Source organism: Bradyrhizobium sp. 170, from assembly GCF_023101085.1.
GTDB lineage: Bacteria > Pseudomonadota > Alphaproteobacteria > Rhizobiales > Xanthobacteraceae > Bradyrhizobium.
Genome location: NZ_CP064703.1, coordinates 5,974,997 through 5,999,435, shown reverse-complemented (window position 1 = coordinate 5,999,435; position 24,439 = coordinate 5,974,997). Strand labels below are relative to the sequence as shown.

Here is a 24,439-nt window from a genome sequence, read left to right as displayed (position 1 = left end):
GGTGAGATGCGCTCCAGTACCCGATCCAGCGCGATCAAAGGATGGCTCGCCGCATGCGGAACAGCAACTGCCGCAATCTACGTGCTCGGGCTGTTGCTCTTCGTAACCGCGACCGGCGCGCGCTCGATGACGGTTACCAGGGTGGACTTCATCGCAAGTCTGATTTTTCTCCCTGTAATCCTCGTCTTCACTTGCTTGCTGACCGCAATTCCGGCTGCTCTTGTTGTCTGGATAAGTGAGGTATCTCGGATACGCTCTGCATTGTTCTTTGGCTTCGCTGGCGGCGCGGTGGGGGCATTGAGCCAAGCTATCGCATTTCAATCGTTTTTTTCTTCCCCGCCGCCGGATTTTTCGCTTTAGCCGGATTTGCGGCCGGGCTGACCTATTGGCGCATCGCAGCCAAGCCTGCGGACAGCGAGCGGGCCCAGCATCGTCACCGCGGCAGTTTCGCGATCGCCTGGCTGAGTTCGTGGATTTCGTAGGGCTTGCGCAGAATGGGAAAATCGCCGCGCACGTTCAGTGCGGCATCGCTGTAGCCGCTGGTCAGGAGGATCGGCAGTCCGGGCCGCACAGCCTTCAGGTGGCGCGCGAGACTGAGCCCGTCCATTTTGCCGGGCATTACGATGTCGGAGAAGACGAGATCTATTCCGTCGAGTTCGATTTCGCGCAACGCCGCTTCGGCGTTCGCCACCCGGCGGACGGTGTAGCCGAGCTGTTCGAGCAGGCCGCTGCTGACGGTTGCGACATCCGGATTGTCCTCCACCAGCAGCACGGTGCCGCTGCCGCCGGTTTGGGCCGCATTGACGTCTTCCGCCGCGGGAGCGGCTTCCTTTCGCGGCAGCAGGATCGTGATCCTGGTGCCCTTGCCGAGCTCGCTCGCCACCTTGACCGTTCCGCCGGCCTGATGCGCGAAGCCGTGAACCTGCGACAGCCCCAAACCAGTGCCCTTGCCGATCGGCTTGGTGGTGAAGAAGGGATCGAAAATCTTGCTGAGAATATCGGGCGCGATGCCGGCGCCGGTGTCTTCGACGGTAATGGCGACATATTCGCCGGCGTTGACCTCGTCCCTGAGCGTGTCGTTACGCGCCGATATCGTGATGACGCCGCCGCCGGTCATGGCGTCGCGCGCGTTGACGACGAGATTGACCAGCGCCGTCTCAAACTCGGCGACGTCGACCATGACCGGCCAGACGTCCCGGGCTACGTCGAATTGCATCGTCACCGCGCTGCCGACGCCGGTGTTGAGCACTTCGCGCACCGCATCGATGCGTTCGGCGACGTCGACCGCCTGCGGATTGACGCTCTGCCGCCGTGCGAACGTCAACAACTGGCTGGTGAGGGAGGCGCCACGCTTGGTTGCCCCTCCGATCGCCGACAGCGCCCGCTGGCACTTGGGATCGTTGCCCACCGCTTTCCTCAGCGTGTGAAGACTGCCGCTGATGATCATCAGGAGATTGTTGAAATCATGCGCCACGCCGCCGGTCAGCTGGCCGAGCGCGTCGAGCTTCTGCGATTCCGCAAGCTGCTGGTGCATCTGCTCGAGCTGGAGCTGGGCTTCGCGGCGCTCGGTAATGTCGCGGGTGATCTTGGCGAAGCCGACGAGCTTGCCGTCCTCGCGGATGGGATCGATGATGACGCTGGCCCAGAAGAAAGTGCCGTCCTTGCGGACCCGCCAGCCTTCCTCCTCGTACCGGCCCTGTTCCCGGGCAATGGACAGGGCGCGGAGCGGCTTGCCGTTGGCGCGGTCGACTTCGGTATAGAAGCGGGAAAAATGTTGCCCGATGATTTCGTTGGGCGTGTAACCCTTGATCCGCTGGCCGCCGATATTCCAACTCGTCACCACCCCGGTCGGATCCAGCATGTACAGCGCGTAGTCGGCAACGCCTTCAACCAGGAGTCGGAAATTACGTTCGGATTCGTATAGATCCCTTTGCTGTTGCTGATCTTTCGTGAACATCCGACTGCCCGTTTAAGAGGCGCAAACGCACAAGGCGCCAATTGGTTCCTGAAAAATCGGACTTTTTAACGAAACGGTACGTTACGCCGGCGAAACGGACCGTTACGCCGAGGCAACCACGCTCTTGAACGTCGCCGCCAGCGTCCGCAACGCTGCGAGCTTGGCGGGGTCGCTGACCTTCGAGTGCAGCGTCACCTTCGAGGAAGAAAGCCGCGGCAGCCCTTCGGCCGGCCCGATGTCGACCAGGCCTGGCGGCGCGATCCGCCGGGCCAGCGGCGCTACCGCAAGGCCGGCCAATGCGGCTGCGACCACGGCGGTGACGCCACCGCCCACAAAACGCTCGGTCCAGGCGATGCCGGCCTTGTCGAGGGCGCGGACGGCGAGCGCGCGCACACCGCAGGGCGGCGCCAACGTCGCCAGCGGCAGCGTCTCGCCGCGGCGCCAGACGAGGCGCTTGGCGGCGAACCAGCCGAAGGCGTCTTCCGTCAGCTTCTCGCCGCCGCGGCGGCTGCCTTCCTGCCGCACCACCACGGCGTCGAGTTCGCCGGCATCGTAGGCATCCAGCATCGCGCGCGAAAATCCGATCGTCACGGAAAGCGCCAGTTGCGACGACATCGCGTGCAGCCGTTCGAGCAGCGGCACCAGTTCCGGTCCTGCGGCGTGATCGGAGATCCCGAGCGACAATTGCTGGCGCGTGGACGTCTCGCCCGACAGCGCGCGGTCATGGGCTTCCATCAGCGCGCGGGCGTTGGTCAGGAACGCTGCGCCCCCAGCAGTCAGCGCGACCGCCCGCGGCGAGCGCTCGACCAGCCGCTTGCCGACGACGCTCTCCAGCCGCTGCAGCTTCATGCTGACGGAGGCTTGCGTCGTGCCCAGCGCCTCGGCGGCGCGGGTGAAGCTTTGCAGTTCGGCAACCAGCAGGAACGCCTGCACCGTATCGATATCCAGCGTGCTCATGTCATCATCATCATCGGTTATCACTGCTATGAATAGAGATAAGATACCAAAATGATGGCCGCAGGTCTAGGTAAAGGGGAGCGCGAAACCAGCGCACACCTCTCAAGGAGAACGACCATGCCTCTCATCACCGTCACCTATTCCAGCGTCCGCAAGGCGCCGTCGCTGAAGGCCGAGATTGCGTCCGCCGTCAGCGATCTCACCGCAAAAATCCTGCGCAAGGATCCCAAGGTCACCGCAATCATCGTGAAATCGGTCGATGCAGCCGACTGGTTCGCCGGTGGCCAATCGCTCGCCGAGCAGAGCCTCGCCAGCTTCTGGCTCGACGTTCACGTCAGCGAGGGCACCAACACCAAGGACGAGAAGGCGGCCTATCTCGCCGCTTTATTCCAGCGCATGGGCGAGCTGCTCGGGCCGCTGCATGAGGAAAGCTACGCCCATGTCGACGAGGTCAAGGGCGATGCCTACGGCTTCGGCGGCCTCACGCAGGAGCGCCGCTATATCGCAGGCCAGCTGGAGGTCGCGCCGCGGAAGGCCGCGGCGTGAAGATAGCCTGACTTGCGGACGGCGCTTGCGGCGTCGTCCGCGGACTTGCCGTCAGCGAGATGCAGGGTTGGCGGCCACCGGCGCATGATAGTCGCCGAAGGCAAGGCCGCGCCCGAGCGACCAGTCCACCGGCGCATTTTCGGTGAGTACGATCATGACGTCGTCTCCGGAAAATCCGGCGCGGACGGCCCGATCGGCGATCCGCCGAAACAAGTTTTGCTTCTGATCGATCGTGCGCCCCTCGAGAAACAGAATCTCGATGATCGACGCGTCCGGCGTACGCGCCACGTCAGGGAAGGTCGGGTCGATGAACATCATCTCCGGCGCATAGGCCGAAACGAGCTGAAACCGGTCCTTGGGCGGAACGCCACACGTCTCGACAAGACCCTCATGCACGGCGTCGGCAAGGGCGCGAATTCTGGCCGGCGCCAGATGGGCCGGAACGGATAGGCGGGCGAGAGGCATGGCGAGGTCTCCGGTTTTCTGGGACCTCCGTCCTATTCATGCTAAGAATGGAGATAAATACCGCTTCTGAGAAGAACTCATACCAAAAAGTCATGAATATGCTGATGCACCCAATGTCGGACCTCGCGGTCTTTGTCCGGACGGTTGATTTGGGGAGTTTTGCGGCCGTAGGCGCTGAGATCGAGCTGACAGCCTCGGGCGTCTCCCGCATCGTGACCAGACTGGAGCGCCGCATCGGCGCGAAACTTCTGCATCGGACGACGCGGCGGCTGGTGCTGACGCAGGAGGGCGAAACGTTCCTCGTTCATGCAAGGAGCATCCTGGCTGCGGTCGAGGCCGCCGAAGCCGATGTTGCTTCCGTCCATGGACGGCCGCGCGGGCATCTGCGGATCAACAGCGGCACCGCGTTCGCAAGACACCGGCTCGCGCGGCTGCTGCCGCCATTCACGGATCAGTTTCCGGAAATCACCGTCGATCTTTCGGTGAGCGATCACCGCATCGATCCGATCGCCGACCAGGTCGACGTCACGATCAGGGTAGGGCCGCTCGGGGATAGCGAGCTGATCGCGGTTCGCCTCGGCGAGGTCAGGCGCATCATCGCCGGCAGCCCGCGATATCTGGAGCGCCATGGCGTGCCTGCGCAAGCCGCCGATCTTGCGCGCCACAATTGCCTGCAACTCAGCGGCTTCGCGCGCCTCGCGCAATGGCCGATGTTCGAGCAAGGCAAGCGGGTCATGATGCCGGTGAAGGGATCGATCCGCTCCGACAGCGCCGACTTCCTGCTCGACCTCGCGCTGGCGGGCGCGGGTCTTGTGCGCTTCGGCGACTTTCTGGGGGAGGTGGCCTTGAAGGATGGCCGGCTGGTGCCGGTGCTGTCGCACTGCCACGATCCCGACCCGCAACCGATCACGGCGCTGATTTTGCCCGGGCGACAGAACATCCCGCGGGTTCGCGCTTTCGTTGATTTCCTCAAGGCTGCGGCGTGAACGTCGGTGGGGCGTGTGTCACGTCCTTAGCACGCCCAGTACTGCCGCAGTGGCTGCGACAAGGGTGAGCGCAATTACGGTCGCGCGCCAAAGCAATTGTTGTCGCGCCGCGCGCCGATCCTGGAACGCCAGCCAGTCACGGACAAAGCCGGCCGGAACGTCCTGTACAACATTGCGCCGGTTAGGATGCCGCGTTTCGTGATCCACAAACAAGGCCCGTACGTTCGCCACGCCCAGATGGTCAAGTTCACAATTCCATTGCAGCGCGTTCGCGTTGTTGGTCCACCGGTTCTCGAAGGGAAGTCTGTGCGTCGTCATCGCGACCTCCTCTGTCACCGCTGATTCTGGATATGTGGCTCCGCTCGCGGGAGTGGAAGCCCCTCAGCTGGGCGGGGGACGTCTCAGGCCGTCGCTTCCGGCAGGCGCGCTGGTGGCACCGAACACTTCTTCAAATGCCCGCCGGAGCGCGATGTCGACGTCTTCCATCGTCACGGGCAGGCCGAGATCCACCAGCGAGGTGACGCCGTAACGCGGATCGATGACGCCGCAGGGCACGATCGCGGAAAAATGCGCCAGCTCCGGCTCGACATTGATGGCGATGCCGTGGAACGACACCCAGCGCCGTAGCCGCACGCCGATCGCGGCGATCTTGTCCTCATGGCCAGCGCCCTTGTCCGGCCGTCTGACCCAGACTCCGACGCGATCCTCGCGGCGTTCGCCGCGCACGTTGAAGGTGTCGAGCGTGCGGATGATCCATTCTTCCAGGCCCGCCACATAGGCACGCACGTCCGGCCGGCGGCGCTTGAGGTCGAGCATCACATAGGCCACCCGCTGGCCGGGGCCGTGATAGGTAAGCTGTCCGCCGCGGCCGGTGGTGAACAGCGGGAAGCGCGGATCGAGCAGGTCGCCTTCCTTGCCGCTGGTGCCCGAGGTGTAGAGCGGGGGATGCTCCAGCAGCCAGACCAGTTCGGCGGCCGTTTGATCGGCGATCCCGGCCGCGCGTGATTCCATCTCGGCCACGGCCTCAGGGTAGGGCACCGGGCCGGCCGAAATCCGCCATTCGACCTCGCCGCCGCCCTGGACTAGCGCGAACGTCGTCAAATCAAGGCTTTGGCGGTCATTAACCATTGGCTAACCATAACGTGGTCAGGTGGAACTACACCAATTTAGTCCCCCTTTTGGCGGTTTCGAAGTGGCCACCCTCGATAAAGTCAGCGTCGATCTCATGGTGGTGCTCGGCACCACGACCATGCCCATCCACCAGGTGATGCGGCTTTCCCGCGGCGCCATCATCGAACTGGACGCCACCGAGGCGGACGAGGTCAAGATCCTCGCCAACAACCTTCCGGTGGCTTCCGGCGTGGTACTGGTGGATCGCAACCGCATCGCGGTCGAAGTCAAGCAAATGCTGCCGAAATCCCCTGATGTCAGGTAGTTATCGGAGCGCAAAACTTCCTTGTCCCCCCATCCCTGATTTGTTACATCGGCGCCGTTGATCCGGCGGACGCTAGTCCTTCCAGCCGGTATCCCAAGCGCTCGTGGCGGAATTGGTAGACGCGCTGCCTTGAGGTGGCAGTGAGTAAAATCGTGGGGGTTCGAGTCCCTCCGAGCGCACCATACCCACGCCTAACTGTTTGAATTCACAGCGTCTTTTTTCCAAAGTTACTACGCAATGTTACTACTTTGTTCGCATCGGGCGTTCTCGCGCTGTTCCCATCGGGCAGCGGCATAAAATCGTCGAGCGACTGGCTCTGATCGAACGCGATGATCTTGTCCATGCCGGTCATGCCGAGCTTTTCTCGATTCGCCTGGGCGATGTAATGCGCCGGCATCTTCGGATCGGTCCAGCCGAACATCGCCATCATCTGGCTCTCGGTGCAGTCGGCATAGGCGGCGACTTCAGCGCGGGCCTTGCGCACGCCATGGCAGCTCTTCTTCGGCTCGTTGACGCCGGCAAGCACCGCGTACTTCTTGAACTTCATTGCCCATGCCTTCTTGTTCATCGGTAGCACGCGGCCCTTCAACGTCTTGCCGGTGAAGACCTCTGCACCGATGATGCCAGCCGCGCGCGCCGCCCGCAGGCTTTCTGCAAATGCCGGATGCACCGGCACGGTGACAGTGGTGTTGCCGCGGCTCTTTTCGGTCGCGATCTGCACCGCCATCTTGCGCACGATTTGCCGCAGATGAGGCGGCCCGAAACGATGGGCGTCGCCCAGTCGCAAGAAGGTGTAATGCAGGATGTCGAACATCAGCCGGGCTTCGGTGCCAAGGGGCCACTTCGCGCGATAGAGCGCCATGTCGTCCTCGGTCCAGGGCAGAAAGCCACCGGTCTCACGGCTCGCCTTGGCCTTGCCGGATTTCAACCCGATCGTTGGGTCATCGTCCTCATCGAGATGGCCTTCGTCGATCATCCAGCGGATCATGCCACGCAAAGCCGACAGTAGGTTGCCTGCCTGCGACGGAGTGCGCGCCTTCATTTCCGCCTTGATGACTTTGCGTGTTAACACTGCGAACGGCTTCTCGCCATTTTCGGGCAGCAGGCTCTCGATCAGTCCGGTGCGTTGTAGCCGGGTCGATTCCGAAAGCCCTTCGTGGCCGACGCTGAGATCGCCCAGCCAGTGGTCGCTCTGTTTGTAAAGGGTCCAATACCAGCGCAGCGTATGAGGCGTCGGAGGCTCACTGGGAAGTTCGCCGCGTGGTTCGTTGCGCTGCTTTTGTGCGTTGATGTAATCGGACGCGTCGCCGTAGAGCGCGATCTGCGAGGCGATGGCTGCATCGCACTCTTCATCGAAGTCTTTTGTGCCGAGCTCGGCATTGATCCTGATCTTCGGTAGTCCGTTGCGGAGCTGAACATAATAGCGCGTCTGTCCACGCTGCGAGCGATCGGCCTGCACATAGCGGCGTTCGGGCTGCACCAATGGATCGGGCGCGCTACGGCGCTTACGCATGACTCCTCCCAGCGCCGTGACCGCCGCGTCATATGCGGCGTCGAACGATTTGGTCCCGTATTCCTCTCTTATGCCGATCCGGCGACCCTTGCGGCTCACCTTCACGTACCAGCGCAGCGCGCCCAGCGAGGAATAGTCGAAGTAGAGATACATTCGCGTATCCCCGGGTGCGCGGGGATCGCGTTTTTCTGGCTCAAGCATTGGCTTTCTCCGGAGACCAATGCTTGGAGTCTAACGACGCGGTGACTCCGCATCAATTGCATAAGGTGCGTTTCACCCGCTTTCGGTGCTTTTTAGGTATCGCTGCAACGCCTCTGATGGGGTCCATATTTCTTCGCGACCATTTATGGCTTTGATCGGCATGGCGTCTACCGTCAGCGTAATTCGAATAACACCCTCTGCATCGACCGTAATCGCGCTCGCGCCAGCTTCCTTGGCGGCGCGGATCGCGCGGGCAATATCTGCTTGTGTGACCTTGGCCGGACGCCGCGGCATTACGCTCCTCCTATTGTCCAGGAATCAGCGGCGGCGAGCCTGAGCTTCCGCATACGTGCCGATGTCACATCGCGCTGATAGTCACCCACTGGCTCTGCTAGAGCTGCTTCACCGTATGTAAGACAACGAAGGGCTGCGGCGAAAAGAGTGAGAACCTCTCCGTCGGGCATTCGGCTAGATTTGAGCGGAAATCGGAGGGGTAACTCGAAGAGGCGGGGGATGCTCGGCTTGGCTCTTGGACCTGCTGACTCATAACCTGAAGTTCATAGGTTCAAATCCTATCCCCGCAACCAGTCATCAAGCCCTTGAGAACGCACCGTTTTCGAGGGCTTTTTGCTGCTCCCAATTTGGCTGGAAATTTAGCTCGTGGAAGCGCCGTGGAAGCGGCAGGACGAAAGTCGCAGCGTAAAATCGGCGAGGGCGGGCGGAGAGCGATGACTCAATTGTGATCGCAGGTCGACGGCGAGCGCCGCAACTCACGTCAGATCACGGCTCGCGTGGCCGTTCACGATCTTTTTTGCTGCGCCGGCTTCGCTGCCTCACCGTTAAACTACGAATCTGGGGGTCAGGAGTTCGAATCTCTTCGGGCGCGCCATTCATATCAAGCACTTACTAAAGATCACCGTTTGAAGCGGCCAAATTAAAACGGTTTTTCAAACGGTTCTTTATTGCGCGAGTCAAACGGGTCTTTTTCGCGCCAGCAAGTGTTGATCACGCCGGGGAGCAGGACACGCCTCAGCTTTATCTTTGAATGAACTCGAATCCCTTTCGCACTCCACGCGAAGCGCGCGAGCACCTTGATCGTCACCAAGGCTTCGGAATTCACGAAAAAATACCTCATCCGCTCTTTAGCGGCGCGCATGGTGCCGCGCGGCGATGTTGCAAGTCTACGGCCTCACACTTCCGATGGCGGTTCTAGACCCAACGCGGCTGGCCCCACCATTGAATTTTGGAGATAAGTAACTGACTGGACGTGATTTTCGCAGGCGAATTATGGGCGCTACCAGCAGGAATACCAACACCAATAGTTGTTTGATAGTTCTGAGGAACGTACCGGGGGCGCGAATCCCTCCGAAGGGCGACCGCGTGGAAGACCCTTGGAACTCGATCACCGAGGTCGCTCCAAGGAAGCCTCCTGCCTCCGCTCCGACCGTAGGATGGCGGAGCTTGGTTTCGAAAGTTCAGTCGGCGTCTCCCTTTGCCGTCGGTTTGAACGTTCACCGACGGCGCCGCGAGTCGGGGCGGTGCACTTTCTGCGTGCGGAATGTCGATCGATCTCGTAGCGTGCCAGTCCGATGACCTTGCGCTCGGGGAGCGCAGGCGCACGCTTGGGTCGTGTCGCATATGCCTTTCACACAGCCGGGCGCGGGGGGGGGGGCGCCGGAAATCGGTATTGCCGACGACAACGGTGCCATCGTCGAGATGGTACGGCACGGCATTCAAAAGGCTCGCGAAAAGCTCATTGACCTGAGTCTTCGAAATGGCATGTTGAACTACCGCCATTCGGAATCATCCAGCCGCCATGTTCGTGTTGTGCATCAATTGCCAAGTGCAGTCGTGGAATGCCTCGCCTCCGAGAAGAGCATCGATCTCGTGCCGTTACCGCCGGTCGAGACCATACCTCGCGACGAGGACACCGATGTCTTTCGAGTAGCGTTGAGGGAGGCAAAGGCCGTCGATCTCGAGTGGCTTGCGGCGGAGGACGCCAAACGTGCTGCGGGCAGTCGGCGTCGGAGCAAAGACAAAGCTGCCGAGCGTTCGCTGCGAGATCGCGTGCGATTACAACTCGGCATGCCGGAATGGCGAGCTGCGACGGATCCCAAGGTCCGCGCTCAGGAATTAGGCATCGATCCCTCCTATGATCTCAAGGACGGCGTAGTCGGCGGGGATGCCGCCTTGGGCCACCCGAAGCTTCAAACGCTGTTTTTTCCAGATCGCCTTGAACCAAAGCTCGCTGCGATCCATGCGGCCGCGCGCACGCTCCAGGAAGACGCAGGGGTCAGTGCGCTGTCATGCGCAGTCGGCTTTTTGGAATGGTACGAAACCGACGATGGGCCGACGGCGGCCTACGCACCCCTGTTATTGTTGCCCATCAACATGGAGAAGCGCGTCTCCGCAGGCGAGTACGTCTTCTCGATCGCAGGCCGGGATGACGACGAGACGACAAACGTAGCCCTGCGCGAGAAGCTTCGGCAGCACGGAATCGAGTTGCCCGAATATGATCCGGAACAAGGCGCGGAACACTACCTCGCAACCGTCGCCGCGGCGTTGCGCAACCGCCCGCGCTGGCGCGTACGGCGGTGGGTCACGATAGGGATTTTCTCGTTTTCACGGCAGGCGATGTGGACCGATCTCGATCCGGAGCGTTGGCCCGCTGCCGCACGTCCAGATCGACATGGGTTGCTTCAACAAATTTATGGCGACGCCCCGGTCGGTGAACTGAATACGCTGGCGGCCGTGCACGACATCGATCATCCCGATATCGAACCGCAAGCGCCGGTGCTCGTTACAGACGCCGACGCCTCCCAGGTTAGTTCCGTCATCGATGTCGCCGGCGGGACCAGCCTCGTGATTCAAGGTCCGCCCGGCACGGGAAAGTCGCAGACCATCACCAACATCATTGCCAACGCGATGTGGCAGGGAAAATCGATCCTGTTCGTATCCGAGAAAATGGCGGCTCTCGGGGTCGTGAAGGATAGGCTCGACCACATGGGGCTCGGCCTGTTCTGCCTCGAAGTTCATTCCGCCAAGGCGTCGAAGGCGCAGGTACTAAAGGCCCTAAAGGAGCGCATGGATGCAGGCCGCATCCGCTCAAACGCTGAAGAAAGCGAACGGGCACGAACCGCGCTACAGGAAGCCCGACAGCGGCTAACCGATTATGCCGGCGTAATGAACGCCCCCGCAGGCGGCACAGGTCTCACGACGCACGACATTCTCTGGGGCGATGCCAGCCGCACCAACCTACCAAACGGAGTGCCGCCGGCCGCACTCGAGTTTCGTTTTCCCGACTCCATTTCCATCGACCGATTCAGGCTGCGCGAACTCATGAGCGCAGGAAAGGCATTGGACGATCAGGCGGCTGCCATGGGCGCCTTCGCCGACCCTGCCCGGCAACCCTGGCGCGGCGTGGGCAACCTGAACATCACTCGTTTTGACCGCGCGAGTGCCATCAACGCGGTCAACGAGTGGTCGGCCGCGCTCGACAGGCTGTTGCAGGGAGTCCGGGTCCTTCGCGCCGCGACGCAATGGGAGGGTATCGAGGGCCTCGAGACCGCGAGCCGAGCCTGCCAGCTCGTTCGCTCGCTGCCGCCACTCGAGATGGCGATTGATTCCGCGTTGCTGCCGTTGACGCTCGAACCCGCCTGCGTGGACGCGCTTTCGCACTGGGCGGAATCTACGATGTCGGCGCTCCAGTTCGAAGCATCTGCCGACGAAATATGCGAACGCGGGAAATTGTTCTCCCAGTTGGGCACGGTTCGAGAGCTCGCGAAAAGGGCAGAAACCCTCGGGATCGAAGACTGCGCGTTGGCCGAGCTAGAAGCGCTTCATGCCGAATCCCAAGCCCAGGCAAAAAAGCTGGCCGGCGCGGCGGGTCTGATGCGGCAAGTCTTGAGCGTAACGGAGCGAGATGCGGGAGCCGACCTCGACCTGCGGGCCGAGGCACTGGCGGCGAGCTTCCTTCGCAACGTTCAAAGCTTTCCCCACGACAAGGCGCATCTTCGAACAGCGCGGCTCGCCGAGGATGGCGTCCTCGAAGAAATTCGAGTGGCACACGAGTATGCCTTAGAAGCTTCCAACGCTGCTTCCGAAGCAGATTTTGGCGAAACGCCGACGGCCGCCTTTGCTGCATCGCTACCAAGCCCCCGGGAAATGCGCGCCGCCGCCGCCGTGATCAAAAGCACCTCCCTTGTCGGAAAGCTCTTCAGCAGCGAGTGGCGCCGCGCCAAGGCCACCTGGCGGCTAGTTTTCCCCGGCGATGAAATATCCGCATCGAGCGCCGCAAGGCTTGTTTCGGCGGCCAAGTGGAAGGAAGGTCTGCAGTCGCTTGAGGAATGCCAGAACGCAAAGGATGCCATCGCGCGGAATTGGCGGGGGACCAGCACCCCCTTCGCGGATATCACCGCAGTAGCCGAATGGATGCGCGCCGTTCAGAAAGTAACCCCACTTCCCGTCGCCGGTGCGCGCGCCCTGCGGCGGCTGCTCTTCGAAGGCGCGTCAGAGGACATCCAAGCCTTGGCCGAAGCGGCGAGCAGCGCAGAGGCGATGGACCTGATCGGGATATTCGGAGCGTGTTACGCGAAACAAAGCTCGGTCAGCCAAGAGGCTCGACATGAATTCGAGCGCGTCAACGAGCTAGGCGCATTGCTCGAACAAGCGAATGCGAGCGGACTCAAGCCAGGCATCGCCCTCGGAAGGTTAAGCGAGGCGGCGGCAAGCCTCAACAGAGCACTGGAATGTCGCGCGGCGCTTCCAACGCATGGCGCCGCCGCGCAAGCGATCGGGCCCATCCCCACCGAGAACGAAGCCGCTCGGGCGCGCTCGATCCGTGCAACGCTCGATCGCGCGAATGAAATTGCCGACGCCGGGCTACCCGCCACCGTCGTGACTTGGCTGCTTCATCCGGACCACGCTTCGCGCGGCGAACAGCTCGGTCAAATGGCTTCGGTGATAGAGTGCGCTATTGAAGCGGAGGGTGCGGCTCGCGCGCAAGCCGACGGGCTGCTGCATATCGACCCTGCCTCCTGGTCTGGAGGGGCCTTCATCACTGTTCCCATTGAACGCCTGGTGGACAAAGCCCAGCGCGCGGTAGAGGCGCCGGACGACCTTGAAAAGCAAATCACGTTACTCGCAACGGAGGACGACGCGCGCCGACTTGGGCTGGATGGCCTCATCTCCGCCTGGAGCAAGGAAGCCCTGCGGTACCAAGGAGTCGGATGGACTGTGGAAGCCGCATTCTATCGATCGACGGCCGCGCAGCTGATGCGTGAGTTGCCGGCTCTCTCGCGGCATACGGGCAGCACACACGAGCAGGTTCGCAAGCGATTTCAGGAACTCGACAAAGAAATCCTCCAGTTGAACCGCCGTCTCGTTGCCGCGAAACTCTTCGCCCGACCAGTTCCGGCGGGACAGCGTGCGCAATCGACGCGCGACTATACCGACAGCCAGATGCTGGATCACCAGACGAGCCTGCAGAAGCCGCGCATCGCGCTCCGCCGGCTATTCGGCAACGCTGGCGCCGCCATTCGCGCCTATAAGCCCTGCATCATGATGAGTCCGATGTCCGTCGCGCAGTATCTCGAGCCAGGCAAGCACAAGTTTGACCTGCTTATCATCGACGAAGCGTCGCAAATGCGTCCGGAGGACGCACTCGGCGCGTTGATCCGCTGCGCTCAGGCGGTGGTGGTCGGCGACCCGGAACAGTTGCCGCCGAGCGACTTTTTCGTAGCGGCGGAAAGTCGGGACGACGAGGAGATCGAAGATTCGCCAGAAGAGTCCATTCTGGAACTCGGAAGGCGGTGCTGGCGGCCCATGCGAATGCTGGGGGTTCATTATCGTTCGCGTCATCAGTCGCTGATCGCCTATTCCAATCGCGAGTTTTATGACGATCGGCTTCTAGTCTATCCGAGCCCCGTTCTGGACGACCCCGACTTCGGTGTTACCTGCCAAAGGGTGGCCGACGGCGGCTACGAAGCAGGCCAAGGCCGCAATCCCGTGGAAGCGCGGGCAATCGTCGCTGAAGCCGCGAGGCTAATGAGGAGCCGGATTGATCGATCCATCGGTATCGTCGCTGTTAATAAGGCTCAAAGCGAGCTGATCGAAACTCTGATGGACGAAGTGGCCGCATCCGATCCTGAAATCCAGGCGTACCGCCAACATTGGGAAGGCACGCTGGAGTCCTTCTTCGTGAAGAATCTCGAAAACGTGCAGGGCGATGAGCGCGACATCATTCTTGTCTCTACGGTCTACGGCAAAACGGCCGAAGGTATTTTTCATCAGAATTTCGGCCCGATCAATAAGGCGTACGGACATCGCCGGCTGAACGTACTTTTCACGCGCGCCAAGCGAAAGCTCGCGTTGTTTACCTCCCTTGATCCGTCCCAAATCTTGCCTGACGGAAAGCAGCGGGGCGTGCGCGTGCTCAAAGAGTTTCTGGAATACGCGGGCAGCGGCACGATCCAACACGGACGGCAGACCGGGCAGGAGCCAGACAGTGACTTCGAACGATGGTTTCTCTCGCGGCTCAAGTCAGCCGGCTACATCGCCCATCCTCAGGTCGGGGTTGCGCAGTACCGAATCGACGTTGGTGTTGTCCATCCCGAGAAGCCGGGCAGCTACATCATTGGGCTAGAATGCGATGGCGCGACCTATCATTCTTCAAAGTTTGCGCGCGACCGCGACCGGCTGAGACAGTCTGTGCTCGAGGAATTGAACTGGCGTATCCACCGCGTGTGGTCAACGGATTGGTATCGCGATCCCGAACGAGAATTTAATCGGCTCGTTCAGAAAATCGAAAGCTTGCGGGGAAATGCGGACGCCGAAAGATCACGCGCGACCCGGTGATGGAGGCTTGATAAAGCCGCCCGCGGTCGTCGACCCCGCGTCGGGGAACGCGTTTCTTTTTTCCACCAGTTGCAAGATCGACACTCTGATGCGCGAGCCCATGTTCCGGCATATCCACGCCATCAGGAGTCGAAAAGCGCCGGAATGCGATATTGATCGCGGGTACGAGACGACAATTCGTCCGGCTTAGCTCCTTCCTGCTTTGTTCCCTCGGCCGTATCTCGAGGCGGTCCGGACCCCTGCCGCCGTTGGCACTATCGGCGTCGAGCACTGCGTTCGATATCTCATGAATTATCGATCAAGAACCGTGCGACGTTCGGTTAATCGAGCAAATCCATGTAGGAATCGTCCCCCTTCGACGCGAGAATGTTCACGATGTTCGTGACCAGTGAACGCGTCTTCGGGGCGACAGTCGCTTTGCCCGCGACGAGCATCTTCCGCATCGGCCCCGGCTGCACCATGAGCGTGAGCCGATTGACGTGGGGACTGCTCACCAGAGCCGAAAGCACCTCGACGACGCGGTCGATCTTCTCGACGTCCATCTTGGAGAGCTTGTCTACAACCGAATAGATATCGTTGGGCGCGTAGTCTGCGGCTAGGATCGCAAGCAGTTGCTCAAGCAACCAGTCAGGTTCGACGTTCCATAGCACCCAAAGACCGATCGAACCGATTTCAGCGCGAAATTCATCCGGGCCGTCCGAAGCCTTCGCCACCGCCAAGCGCCGCTCCCAATACGATTGCGCCTTGATGCCGGACGCCCCTGCAACGGTGCGCCGATCTGCTGTCCGATGAATTTTATCGCGTTTTGCCGCGCCGCGACCGGCGCCTTGTCCAGGAACTGCTGCAGCAGCGATTCCGGAAGCGCGTCGTTCACGAACAGCCGAGCCGACCGTGACGCCTTGGAGCCGCTGTTGTCCCAGGCCGACGTACGGCATGTCGGTAACGACCGCCTTCTTGCTGATCAGGCATTCAGAGAGGACGTCGCGCGGGCCGAAGGCAAAACCTCGACCAAAGGACAACGCTGAATCGCAACCGACCGATGTCTCAGGTAAGCGGATGCCGCCGTTCGGCGGGATACGAGCCGACATTGCCCCTTCGTAATTCACCAAAATGAATTTCCGTTAATGTGCTCAAGCATCTTCTCGGCTGCGTCATAGTGCGCAAGCCTCTGGAGATCCGATTCAAACGATCGATTTTCATGCGGGAGACGAGCCGCCCGATCGCGCGCGTCGTGCATCCCGGCTGGCGCGGCCGTCGTGGCGATCCTACGTCAAGGAGACAATCGGTGCGGCAACTCTCGAGGACCTGTCGGACCGGTCGTCCAATCGCCGTTCATCTCCAGCTTGGATTGATCGGCAAATTCTGGGGAGGGGGGTCGTCTTATGACTAGCATCTTCTCGAAGACGTTAGTCGCGGCATCGGCCTTCATGTTCGTGGCCGGAGCCGCCGAGGCGAAGAGTTTCATCAAGCAAGCCGGAATCGACCTCGGCAATGGCGCTCGGAGCATCTTGCCACGTCCGTCGCCGCAGCCCAAGGCGCCGCCGGCGCCCATGAGCCCGTGCACGGTCAAGCCCGGGGCGTGCGGTAAGCCCGGGAAGGGCTGATCGCGAACCGAGCGTCCATTCCAAGAGGGGGAATTGATATGAGCGAGTTTCTGACGAGCGTGATCGGGCGCCTTCCTGCGTTCCGGACCAGGCTTCAGTACGGCATCGGTGTGCTGGCGATTCTCGCCTTCATCTTCGTGCAGACGAGCGCCAGCAGCCCGGTCCTGCCGCAGATCTTCATCTTCGCCGTGGTGCCGCTTCTGATCGCGATGCAATTGGTGTCGCACCTGCCGCACGCGCTGCAATTCGTCATCGTCCTGCTGATCACCTTGATGAGCTTGGCATTCCTGGCGACGGGCGTGATCCTCACCGTGAAGGACAGGGCGCCGCAATTCCAGGCCACGTATGACGGCTCGGTGTATGGTCCGGAAAACAGCCTGAACACGCGGTATCTCGTGCAGCAGGAAGAGAGCATCAAGAAGGTCAACACCTACGGCGACTATCGCGCTCTCATCTTGAAGGTCGCGAAGGACGACCAGTCGATCGAGCTCTCTCGCGATCTGGAAGCCATCGCCGGCTTCTACGAGAACTATGTCGAGTGCCGCAACAAGTGGCAGTGCTCGGCGTCCTCTAAGTTGGACTCGAATCTCGTGGACTTCTGGTACACCTACCGTCCGATCATCGAGGAACGCCGGCTAAACTTCTGGGGTCCCAGTTTCGCCAAGCAGCTGCAGGCCTACGCGGAGTCTATCCGCAAGCCCGTTTATCTGTCGGCGGTCCGCTTCAATCCCGTCACCGGTACGAACGAGCTCGTCTCCACCAAACCGCAGCGTCCCCTCGTCAAGGCCGGCGTCTGACGTTCATCTTGCGAACGCCACGCCGCCGTGGCGGCCCTCTTTGGACGAGACCGGCTTCAGCGAGATGTCATCCAGACGCTCGTATACCCCTGAAAGTTAGCGGCTGCGCGACCAGCCAAGGCAAGCTGCTCTTCGGCCTGCTTGAGAACGTCACGGAATATCACGCTGGAAATTTTGGTGGTTCGCTTCACTCTTCCTCCAGAAGCGAGGCTTCGTCGGGCTCGACAAGCATTGCCAACCGCAATTTAAATCCGTTCGACAAGATGAACTTCTACCGGAAACCCCATGAGTTGAATACGATCGGCGATGGACCGAAGGCTGACCTTGCTGAAAAATGGGAGGCCAATCGTTCCTGATCTCTGGTATCGGTCACGCATAATTCCGAAGACGACAGTGTATTCGCTCGGAACTGGCTTCGAGCGCCCGTCCGGCAGAATGGCGTCAAAGCCAGTCTTCTTGGATTGTGTCTGCCGCTTCTTAACTTCTTTGCGCAGGTCGATCCGAAATTTCTCATCACGAACGAAGCTTTCGGCGGACACAACGCCCTGATTCCAGAGATGACTTATTGGCGCTGACCCGTGACCATCCTTAAGATGAATAAACTGTTTGGTCATCGAAAGAAAATCACATGGTTCAAGATTAGCGGCAGGTGCCCCTGCCGGCGATAGTTTCACTTGATCAAGATTGAGCAAGTTTTTGTGTGCATCGAGTTCAGCGATAAAGTCGCGCTCGCTCTTGCATTTGGTCGATGGCACAAAGGTCCTTTTTGCCAACAGCTTGAGGAAATCAGTTTCGACGGTAGCGTGAAACGCCTTGTCGACCACGAACCAGTCTCCAGCAAACAGAACATAGGTGTCACTCTTGGACGTCAGCTCGTAAACAAAGCAATCGTACAGTTTGCGCTTTTGCTTCCTGTCTCCCTCGCCATCGACTATAACGCGCACCTCATGGCTCGCGCGAAGTTTGGCCATATCTGCAATATCGGCTATCTGACCAGCTTTGAGTTCCTCGACATAGTCTTCAATCGCAATTTGCGTGTAACCCTGCTTTCGTCCCGACTTTAGCCCGACACCGAAATACCCAACTTCCACCCCCTCCTCAGGGCTCAGTATATCCGGCAATGCGATGTGAAGGTCCGATTGATTCCCCTTCACCAATTGCTGCAGTTCGCCGAAAGCTGCAGCATCCAGCTGCTCAAGAAGGCTTTGCTGCCGGACCGGCGTTACGAAGTCGATAAACCCGAAATCCCTTTTGTAATCTGTAGCATGATAGAGCTTGAGCGCCGTCTTGCACTTATCAATTACGTCGTCGGGCGACGTTTTTGTGTGCAATGTTAGAGCGTCCTTGCCAGCGAGGGATTTTGCGAAGGAATTATCTCTCGGCGATCCTGCGGCGAGTCTCAGTAGATCTCGGTCGACATCGATCCCAAATCCCTGCAAATCGGCATCCCGACTAGCCTGTATGCGCTTCTGGAAGGTGGTGGCATCGAGCGTGGCAATGTCCAAACTTCGCAAGTTCGAACGGGCGACCGAATTTAGGACAACCTTTAGACCGAAGCTTCGTTCAAATGCGTCCGGATCGAGGGAATGATGGCCGGTCCCAAAAGTTAGGGCCATGATCCGCTTCGCGAACCGCTTATCGTCAGGGACGACTTCCAAGAACAGCACGGCGGCACAACTTTGATTAACCAGCCGCCCAAGGCCACCTGTCGCAAAGCCGCTGACAAAGTCGAACCAAGTCGGCGGCAGCGCTGGTGCTTGACCTACAAAAAGCCTCCCTACCTCCGAAGGCCGCTCTTCGAGTTCATGGTCATCCCGCAAGGCATCATCGATCGTCCGGCCACTCCGAAGTAGCCTCACGGAAAGGCTCATCGATTTGCTGGCCTTTACTGCCCCACTTGCCATCACACCCAGCCAATGCTCGTAGCAAAAGAGCCCTCTAGACAGGGACCGCGTTTCCCGAGATTAATAGGTCATTTACAACCCGCGGTGGCAAGCCCCGATTGGCTGTTTCGCGTATTTGCCCTCTGAGGACGCCGCATACCGTCGCATGTTAGGGGAAGAAACTATATATTTTTCAATGTCTTACATTTGCCTTGGTATATAATGTCGGATAAAGTCTTTACATATCCGACTATTTATATCATATTCCTCGACATGCCTTCGCTTTCCAGAACTCAGCAAGAGCGCGCTCTCTCCCTGCTCAAGCAGCAGGGCATGGTCCGCCTTTCCGAATTTGTAGAAGCTGGCATCACCGCAACCACCGTTGCGCGGATGAAGGACAAAGGGCTTGTCCTCCAGCTCAGTCGAGGACTGTACCAACTTCCCGACGCCCCGATCGACACACATCATACGCTCGCCGAGGCAGCCAAACTTGTCCCGAAGGGGGTCGTTTGTCTTACGTCCGCACTGGCCTTTCACGGCCTGACCGACGCGATCCCATCGCGCGTTTGGATAGCCATTGGCGCAAAGGACCGGAGGCCTCGCATCGAAACACCGCCCCTTCAATTCGTGCGTTTCGGCGAAAAGGTTCTAACCTCCGGCATCAAAGAGCACGTCATCGAAGGCGTGCGCGTTCGTATTTATATTCCCGCAAAGACGGTGGTCGATCTATTTCGCTATCGGCGCCCCGCCGGCAACCGCTATCAAAAGAGCCCAGGTCTCAATCTCGCACTCGAAGGTCTGCGAGAAGCCCTGCGCCGGCGCAAGGCATCTCCCGCCGAAATCGCCCGCTACGCCAATGAAGCCGGAGTCTGGAAGGTCGTGCAGCCCTATCTGGAGGCTATGACTGCCAATGCCTAAGAAGCCGAAACCACCGATCAAGAATATGGGCGCGTCAGTTCGGGCGCGACTGCTCAACCTTTCAAAACAACGCCGCCAACCCTTCGATCTGCTGCTCAACAACTACGTTCTAGAGAGGCTTCTCTATCGCTTGAGCCAGACCCAGTATCGCGATCGCTTCATTCTGAAAGGGGCGATGCTCCTTACAAAGTGGTTTGAAGATCCGCTACGTCCCACTCGCGACCTCGACCTCCTCGGCATCGGTAACGACGATCAAGATGAGATGGTCCGCATCTTTCAGGAGGTCTGTGGCGCCTCCTACAACGACGGCGTCGTCTTTGATTCAAACAGCGTGAAAGTCGATCGCATTCGCGAAGAAACGGAATATGGCGGTTTGCGCATTACAGCGACGGCCAAGGTTGATACGGCCCAAGTACGCGTCGTTATTGATATCGCCTTTGGCGATTCAGTCGAACCCGGCCTTCAGGAAATAGACCTGCCCGTTCTGTTGGATTTTCCTGCGCCAAACTTGCGCGCCTACGCTCGCGAGACTGTTATCGCCGAAAAATTCCAAGCAATGGTGATGTTGGGTCGCGCCAACAGCCGAATGAAGGATTTGTACGATATTTGGGTGCTATCGCGTAATTTCGAATTCAAGGGCGACACGCTGCCGCGAGCCATCGCTGCGACCTTCGCCCGGCGCAAGACCGAAATTCCCAAAGAGATTCCGGACGCCTTGACGACAGCTTTCGCGGAAGACCCTACGAAAGTCGCGCAATGGAATTCGTTCATCGAAGACGTCGCGTTTCAGCCGGGGATTTTGGCCGATGTCATCAACGATCTAAATAAGTTTCTCATGCCCCAAGCGTCAGCGGCACACGCGATCAATAAGAAAAACTCGACGTGAACGCGAATCATCGGGCCTTGCAAGTCGGATCACCTTCGGCGCGAGATGTTCCCACCAGTCGCGACTAATAGTAATCATGAGGGCCTCCCTTCTTGAACTGCGTCTCCCTGTTCGGGGCTGGGAGCCAACAAAGAGGCGGGATTCTCGACCCCTGTTATCTCGCCCAGGCTCAGGAATGCGAGTATTCCGCGCCTGGCTCCTGTCGCCACCAGATAATCCTTGAGCTGTGCGGCGTAGCGATTTCGGACTGCCGAACTCGGGTTGACATCCGACTTCCAATCAACTGCAACCTCCACGCGGCCCTCTCTGATCGCGAGCGCATCCGCACGGCCTGCAACGAGAACACCTTCCCCTGAGGCCCAAATTGCCACTTCAGGCAAAAGGAAGGGGCGCAGCTCCGCGATTTCCGGAAGGGCTAGAGCCCGCAAGGCGCATCTCGCCATCTCTATCGGATCGGGACGGGTCTTTTTCTCGTCCGCGTCTGTGAGCAACTGGACGAGCAACTCTTCCGCGCGGGAGACCACAAGTCTCTCCTGGGCATCCAACTCGCCCGTCAGAAGTTCCTCCATCAACTTGTGGAGGATAATCCCTCGTTGCGCTCCGCCGCCAACCACTTCCATTTGTTCGGCGAGCGACTCGGTTACGACCACTGCGTCAATAGGATCACCGAGGCGGTCTCGATCGTGATCGCTCGGACGGCGCCAGACAACGGGTAGAGCACTCTCGTTCATCCTTTCTTGCTCTGTCGCGAAAGTGTCGGCAGACTGGGTGTTCTCGTTTGCTGCCGCTTGTCGGACGCCCGATGCATGGAAGCCCGAAACATCCAGTTCTGGAAGCTCCCCTTGCCGGAGAACGATTGAACTGAACCACGAGTCTTTCGCAGCCTGGGGGATATACGGAAGGATCAGAAGATCTCGCGCTCGAGTACACGCTACGTACCAAATTCTCTCGCGTTGGTTGGCGTCTTCCCGACTTTCTTCCGCGCGCGCCGCGGCTAAGTCCGGTGGCGCGACTCCTCCAACCATCCAGTGGAGGGTATTGTCGGACTGACGATGCACGAACTGATCCGGTCGATAGAGCTCAGTCGTTGAATTGATCGGTATCACGACCGGCCATTCGAGACCCTTCGCTTTGTGTATGGTGACGATTTCAATCGCGTGCTCGGCAGCATCGATCCGCCCTTCTGGCGCCCTCTCGTTGCCTTCCCAATCAGCCTGAAGATCTCGAACGAATGCGCGTAGCCCTGCGACCCCATAGCCGCGCGCGCGCTCGATGAGCGCGTCCAGGTTAGCGAGCGCGCGTGCATTACGATTGCGGTGGCGAGCCGCCATAATCACGCGTGCGTTTAGACGTTCAATCGCCTCAGCCAAAATCAAGCTTGGCGTCGAGATCGCTGCGCGCCCCCGCAGATCGCGCAGACAGACGAGGACTGCTTTCGCGACGGGATGATTGACCGCTGAGGGATCGGTCCGGACGCCAAAGAAGTTCGGCCGCCCTTCTATTTCCGGCAGCCCGGCAGTGATGTCCAGGAGTTCCTGGTCGCTCAGCCCGACCAATGGTCCGCGCATGAGCGCACCGAATGCCAGAGTGTCGGAGGAGTCGGCGAGCACACGTAGGAGTGCGAGGATATCCTGAGTCTCCTGCCGTCGCATAAGCGACTGGCCGGCTTGGGATGATACGGCGAGATTGCGCTGCTCCAACGCACGTTCGTAGCGCCAGAGGTCCCTGTGCCCTGGCGATAGAAGTGCAATGTCCCCGGGCTGAAGGGAAGAGAAAGAGCCATCCGCACGCCGGATCGTCACGTTCCCGATTAAGCGAGAGCAGATGTCCGCAACTTTTTCCGCTTCGGCCTCGCGGAACATCTCTGCGTAGATGCGTCCGTCGGTCACCACTTGGATCGTGAAGCGGGTCATACACGGAATCGGGTACGAGCCGTCAGGGATCGTCGGTGCAAGCGCGACGTATCTCGGCTGCCCGGTCTTGCCAAAGACCGTCTCAAAACACGAATTGACGTGTCGAATAATCGCCTTCTGAGATCTAAAATTCGCCGTTACTTCGATGACGGCGCCGCCCTCTTGCGCGCCAACAAGGCGGCGACAGAGTTCATAGATCTCGATGTCCGCACCCCGAAACCGATAGATAGCCTGCTTTGGATCCCCGACCAGAAAGAGAGAGCCAGGCCGCAAGCGCCGCTCTTCCCAGCGCTCCACACGTTCGTCGGTCGCGGCGATGGAGAAGAGGATTTCGCTTTGAACGCGGTCAGTGTCTTGAAACTCGTCGACTAGAATGTGCTTATAACGTCGTCCAATCGCACGACGGACTTCTTCATGCCCGCGAACCAAGGACCGTACGTGCAGGAGGAGGTCATCGAAGTCGAGCACCGCGGCCGCCCGCTTTCGTCCCTCGTAGCTTTTCAGCAGCAGATCGAGAGACGACGACAATATGCAAACGAGTGCGCTTGCGATATGCCCGATCAACTCGTTCCAGGCGTCGGTGACGATCTGATAGTGCTGGATCGCGGCGTCGCTCGCCGACTCGCCAGGATACGCACCAAAGCTCTCCGCTGCATCAACGTACGTCTTGAGCTGAAGTCCCTTTGCGAACAATCGACATGGACCAGCATCGCACAATTGCCAGAGTGTCGCGAAATCAGGTGGGCTGTCGAAAATGCGCTCATATCGCGCAGAGAGCCGACGCAGCTCATGAGCAATTCCCCGTACGCAATTGTCGTTATCGATGCTTGTTTGCCACCTATAAAAATCATCGACAGCCTGGGCAAATACGATGTCTGGCCGAGTGCTCTGTAACGGTTGTATTGGAGCTGCTTCCGGATGTTCCCGACGAAGCTTGGCAAGTTCATGAATGAGACCGACCACTTTCAGCGGAATCTTTTCCGCAAGCACGACAATGGGGTCGTCTTCAATCGCCGCCTCGGCGAGCCTCCGTGAAAACCAAGCAGAAAGTTCGCCGCGAAACATCGCTTCCGCCACTGTTTCATCGACTATGCGTGCGCCAGGATCAAGCCCAGCCTGGACACCATGGCTATGAATGACTGCCTGGCAAAAGCCGTGAATTGTCGTTGCGGTCAGCTCGTCAAGCCTCGGTGCGGCCGCAGCGAGCGCCGCCTGCTGTGAATCGGTGAGGCGGCCTGAAGGGAGGACGGGCCTGATGAAATCGGGTATGTCACCCGCTAGGAGTGCTTCCACCGTCTCCCTGGTACGGCGAGCGAGCTGGCTGGCAGCGAGGTCGGTAAAGGTGATAGCGGCAATGTCTCCGGGTGGGAAGCCAGCCGCCAACATCATGGCGACGCGGCCAGCCATGAGCGAGGTTTTCCCCGTTCCAGCGGCAGCCTCGACAAGGAGGACCGACGTGAAGTCGGTCATTGCTCGTACACGGTTGTCCTGATCGACCAGTGTCATTTGGACGAATTCCAAAG

The 24,439-nt window shown here is 59.8% G+C and carries 19 protein-coding genes and 1 tRNA gene; 9 read left to right on the top strand and 11 right to left on the bottom strand.

Going from position 1 to position 24,439, the window contains the following annotated elements; all coding sequences use genetic code 11:
* The first annotated feature begins 6 nt into the window (after nt 1-6).
* The gene (locus IVB05_RS27915) at nt 7-360 is read left to right on the top strand and encodes a hypothetical protein (RefSeq protein ID WP_247779161.1); all 354 of its coding nucleotides are present in this window, start codon (nt 7-9) and stop codon (nt 358-360) included.
* 73 nt (nt 361-433) lie between these two features.
* Here IVB05_RS27915 and IVB05_RS27910 read toward each other — a convergent pair whose 3' ends face one another.
* Both IVB05_RS27910 and IVB05_RS27905 read right to left on the bottom strand, forming a co-directional pair.
* Nucleotides 434-1,957 carry a PAS domain-containing sensor histidine kinase gene (locus tag IVB05_RS27910; RefSeq protein WP_247779160.1) on the bottom strand — a complete coding sequence of 508 codons (1,524 nt, stop codon included), beginning with the start codon at nt 1,955-1,957 and terminating at the stop codon, nt 434-436.
* A 102-nt stretch (nt 1,958-2,059) separates the two neighbouring features.
* Entirely contained in the window at nt 2,060-2,914 is an 855-nt protein-coding gene (locus IVB05_RS27905; RefSeq protein WP_247779159.1) for a LysR family transcriptional regulator, read from the bottom strand.
* A 117-nt stretch (nt 2,915-3,031) separates the two neighbouring features.
* Between IVB05_RS27905 and IVB05_RS27900 the strand changes: the two genes are divergently transcribed.
* Entirely contained in the window at nt 3,032-3,460 is a 429-nt protein-coding gene (locus IVB05_RS27900) for a 4-oxalocrotonate tautomerase family protein (protein ID WP_247779158.1), read from the top strand.
* 51 nt (nt 3,461-3,511) lie between these two features.
* On the opposite strand, the gene IVB05_RS27895 is transcribed toward IVB05_RS27900, so the two are convergent.
* Nucleotides 3,512-3,925, bottom strand: coding sequence for a tautomerase family protein (locus tag IVB05_RS27895; RefSeq protein ID WP_247779157.1), 414 nt, complete (start codon nt 3,923-3,925; stop codon nt 3,512-3,514).
* Nucleotides 3,926-4,017: 92 nt separating this feature from the next.
* Between IVB05_RS27895 and IVB05_RS27890 the strand changes: the two genes are divergently transcribed.
* Nucleotides 4,018-4,911, top strand: a complete 894-nt coding sequence (locus tag IVB05_RS27890; RefSeq protein ID WP_247779156.1) for a LysR family transcriptional regulator — start codon at nt 4,018-4,020, stop codon at nt 4,909-4,911.
* 18 nt (nt 4,912-4,929) lie between these two features.
* On the opposite strand, the gene IVB05_RS27885 is transcribed toward IVB05_RS27890, so the two are convergent.
* Nucleotides 4,930-5,229: a hypothetical protein gene (locus IVB05_RS27885; protein WP_247779155.1), complete on the bottom strand. Its 300-nt coding sequence runs from the start codon at nt 5,227-5,229 to the stop codon at nt 4,930-4,932.
* A gap of 63 nt (nt 5,230-5,292) precedes the next feature.
* Nucleotides 5,293-6,039, bottom strand: coding sequence for a lipoyl(octanoyl) transferase LipB (lipB, locus tag IVB05_RS27880; RefSeq protein WP_247779154.1), 747 nt, complete (start codon nt 6,037-6,039; stop codon nt 5,293-5,295).
* 64 nt (nt 6,040-6,103) lie between these two features.
* Here lipB and IVB05_RS27875 point away from each other — a divergent pair, with 64 nt between their 5' ends.
* Together IVB05_RS27875 and IVB05_RS27870 are read left to right on the top strand one after the other, a co-directional pair.
* Nucleotides 6,104-6,346 (top strand): FliM/FliN family flagellar motor switch protein, encoded by a 243-nt coding sequence (locus IVB05_RS27875; RefSeq protein WP_066505938.1) that lies wholly within the window; start codon nt 6,104-6,106, stop codon nt 6,344-6,346.
* Between the two features lie 97 nt (nt 6,347-6,443).
* Nucleotides 6,444-6,528: transfer RNA gene (locus tag IVB05_RS27870), tRNA-Leu, on the top strand.
* A 23-nt stretch (nt 6,529-6,551) separates the two neighbouring features.
* On the opposite strand, the gene IVB05_RS27865 is transcribed toward IVB05_RS27870, so the two are convergent.
* The 3 genes from IVB05_RS27865 to IVB05_RS27855 all read right to left on the bottom strand — a co-directional run bounded on the left by IVB05_RS27865 (nt 6,552) and on the right by IVB05_RS27855 (nt 9,180).
* On the bottom strand, nt 6,552-8,060 hold the full coding sequence (locus IVB05_RS27865) for a hypothetical protein (RefSeq protein ID WP_247779153.1): 1,509 nt from the start codon (nt 8,058-8,060) through the stop codon (nt 6,552-6,554).
* A gap of 72 nt (nt 8,061-8,132) precedes the next feature.
* Entirely contained in the window at nt 8,133-8,354 is a 222-nt protein-coding gene (locus IVB05_RS27860; protein ID WP_247779152.1) for a hypothetical protein, read from the bottom strand.
* Nucleotides 8,355-8,994: 640 nt separating this feature from the next.
* Nucleotides 8,995-9,180, bottom strand: a complete 186-nt coding sequence (locus IVB05_RS27855) for a hypothetical protein (RefSeq protein ID WP_247779151.1) — start codon at nt 9,178-9,180, stop codon at nt 8,995-8,997.
* A gap of 518 nt (nt 9,181-9,698) precedes the next feature.
* Here IVB05_RS27855 and IVB05_RS27850 point away from each other — a divergent pair.
* Nucleotides 9,699-14,915: a DUF4011 domain-containing protein gene (locus IVB05_RS27850; RefSeq protein WP_247779150.1), complete on the top strand. Its 5,217-nt coding sequence runs from the start codon at nt 9,699-9,701 to the stop codon at nt 14,913-14,915.
* Between the two features lie 320 nt (nt 14,916-15,235).
* On the opposite strand, the gene IVB05_RS27845 is transcribed toward IVB05_RS27850, so the two are convergent.
* Nucleotides 15,236-16,003, bottom strand: coding sequence for a hypothetical protein (locus tag IVB05_RS27845; RefSeq protein ID WP_247779149.1), 768 nt, complete (start codon nt 16,001-16,003; stop codon nt 15,236-15,238).
* Between the two features lie 554 nt (nt 16,004-16,557).
* Between IVB05_RS27845 and IVB05_RS27840 the strand changes: the two genes are divergently transcribed.
* Nucleotides 16,558-17,316: a hypothetical protein gene (locus tag IVB05_RS27840; RefSeq protein ID WP_247779148.1), complete on the top strand. Its 759-nt coding sequence runs from the start codon at nt 16,558-16,560 to the stop codon at nt 17,314-17,316.
* Nucleotides 17,317-17,561: 245 nt separating this feature from the next.
* Here the strand turns inward: IVB05_RS27840 and IVB05_RS27835 are convergent, their stop codons facing one another.
* Nucleotides 17,562-19,187, bottom strand: a complete 1,626-nt coding sequence (locus IVB05_RS27835; RefSeq protein ID WP_247779147.1) for a DUF6119 family protein — start codon at nt 19,185-19,187, stop codon at nt 17,562-17,564.
* A 285-nt stretch (nt 19,188-19,472) separates the two neighbouring features.
* On the opposite strand from IVB05_RS27835, the gene IVB05_RS27830 reads away from it, so the two are divergent.
* Together IVB05_RS27830 and IVB05_RS27825 are read left to right on the top strand one after the other, a co-directional pair.
* A complete protein-coding gene (locus IVB05_RS27830) occupies nt 19,473-20,117 on the top strand; it encodes a type IV toxin-antitoxin system AbiEi family antitoxin domain-containing protein (RefSeq protein ID WP_247787001.1) in 645 nt (214 codons plus the stop codon).
* On the top strand, nt 20,110-21,003 hold the full coding sequence (locus IVB05_RS27825) for a nucleotidyl transferase AbiEii/AbiGii toxin family protein (RefSeq protein ID WP_247779146.1): 894 nt from the start codon (nt 20,110-20,112) through the stop codon (nt 21,001-21,003). The genes IVB05_RS27830 and IVB05_RS27825 overlap by 8 nt, the downstream gene beginning before the upstream one ends.
* 74 nt (nt 21,004-21,077) lie before the next feature.
* On the opposite strand, the gene IVB05_RS27820 is transcribed toward IVB05_RS27825, so the two are convergent.
* Nucleotides 21,078-24,422 (bottom strand): UvrD-helicase domain-containing protein, encoded by a 3,345-nt coding sequence (locus IVB05_RS27820; protein WP_247779145.1) that lies wholly within the window; start codon nt 24,420-24,422, stop codon nt 21,078-21,080.
* Nucleotides 24,423-24,439: the final 17 nt, after the last annotated feature.

Bases quoted from the DNA above. Each gene is read 5' to 3' on its own strand.
- IVB05_RS27865 (WP_247779153.1), bottom strand. From the start codon at position 8,060: ATGCTTGAGCCAGAAAAACGCGATCCCCGCGCACCCGGGGATACGCGA.
- IVB05_RS27825 (WP_247779146.1), top strand. From the start codon at position 20,110: ATGCCTAAGAAGCCGAAACCACCGATCAAGAATATGGGCGCGTCAGTT.
- IVB05_RS27910 (WP_247779160.1), bottom strand. From the start codon at position 1,957: ATGTTCACGAAAGATCAGCAACAGCAAAGGGATCTATACGAATCCGAA.
- IVB05_RS27895 (WP_247779157.1), bottom strand. From the start codon at position 3,925: ATGCCTCTCGCCCGCCTATCCGTTCCGGCCCATCTGGCGCCGGCCAGA.
- IVB05_RS27820 (WP_247779145.1), bottom strand. From the start codon at position 24,422: ATGACACTGGTCGATCAGGACAACCGTGTACGAGCAATGACCGACTTC.
- IVB05_RS27840 (WP_247779148.1), top strand. From the start codon at position 16,558: ATGAGCGAGTTTCTGACGAGCGTGATCGGGCGCCTTCCTGCGTTCCGG.
- IVB05_RS27885 (WP_247779155.1), bottom strand. From the start codon at position 5,229: ATGACGACGCACAGACTTCCCTTCGAGAACCGGTGGACCAACAACGCG.
- IVB05_RS27850 (WP_247779150.1), top strand. From the start codon at position 9,699: ATGCCTTTCACACAGCCGGGCGCGGGGGGGGGGGCGCCGGAAATCGGT.
- IVB05_RS27905 (WP_247779159.1), bottom strand. From the start codon at position 2,914: ATGAGCACGCTGGATATCGATACGGTGCAGGCGTTCCTGCTGGTTGCC.
- IVB05_RS27845 (WP_247779149.1), bottom strand. From the start codon at position 16,003: ATGTCGGCTCGTATCCCGCCGAACGGCGGCATCCGCTTACCTGAGACA.
- IVB05_RS27900 (WP_247779158.1), top strand. From the start codon at position 3,032: ATGCCTCTCATCACCGTCACCTATTCCAGCGTCCGCAAGGCGCCGTCG.
- lipB (WP_247779154.1), bottom strand. From the start codon at position 6,039: ATGGTTAATGACCGCCAAAGCCTTGATTTGACGACGTTCGCGCTAGTC.
- IVB05_RS27860 (WP_247779152.1), bottom strand. From the start codon at position 8,354: ATGCCGCGGCGTCCGGCCAAGGTCACACAAGCAGATATTGCCCGCGCG.
- IVB05_RS27835 (WP_247779147.1), bottom strand. From the start codon at position 19,187: ATGAGCCTTTCCGTGAGGCTACTTCGGAGTGGCCGGACGATCGATGAT.
- IVB05_RS27830 (WP_247787001.1), top strand. From the start codon at position 19,473: ATGCCTTCGCTTTCCAGAACTCAGCAAGAGCGCGCTCTCTCCCTGCTC.
- IVB05_RS27915 (WP_247779161.1), top strand. From the start codon at position 7: ATGCGCTCCAGTACCCGATCCAGCGCGATCAAAGGATGGCTCGCCGCA.
- IVB05_RS27890 (WP_247779156.1), top strand. From the start codon at position 4,018: ATGAATATGCTGATGCACCCAATGTCGGACCTCGCGGTCTTTGTCCGG.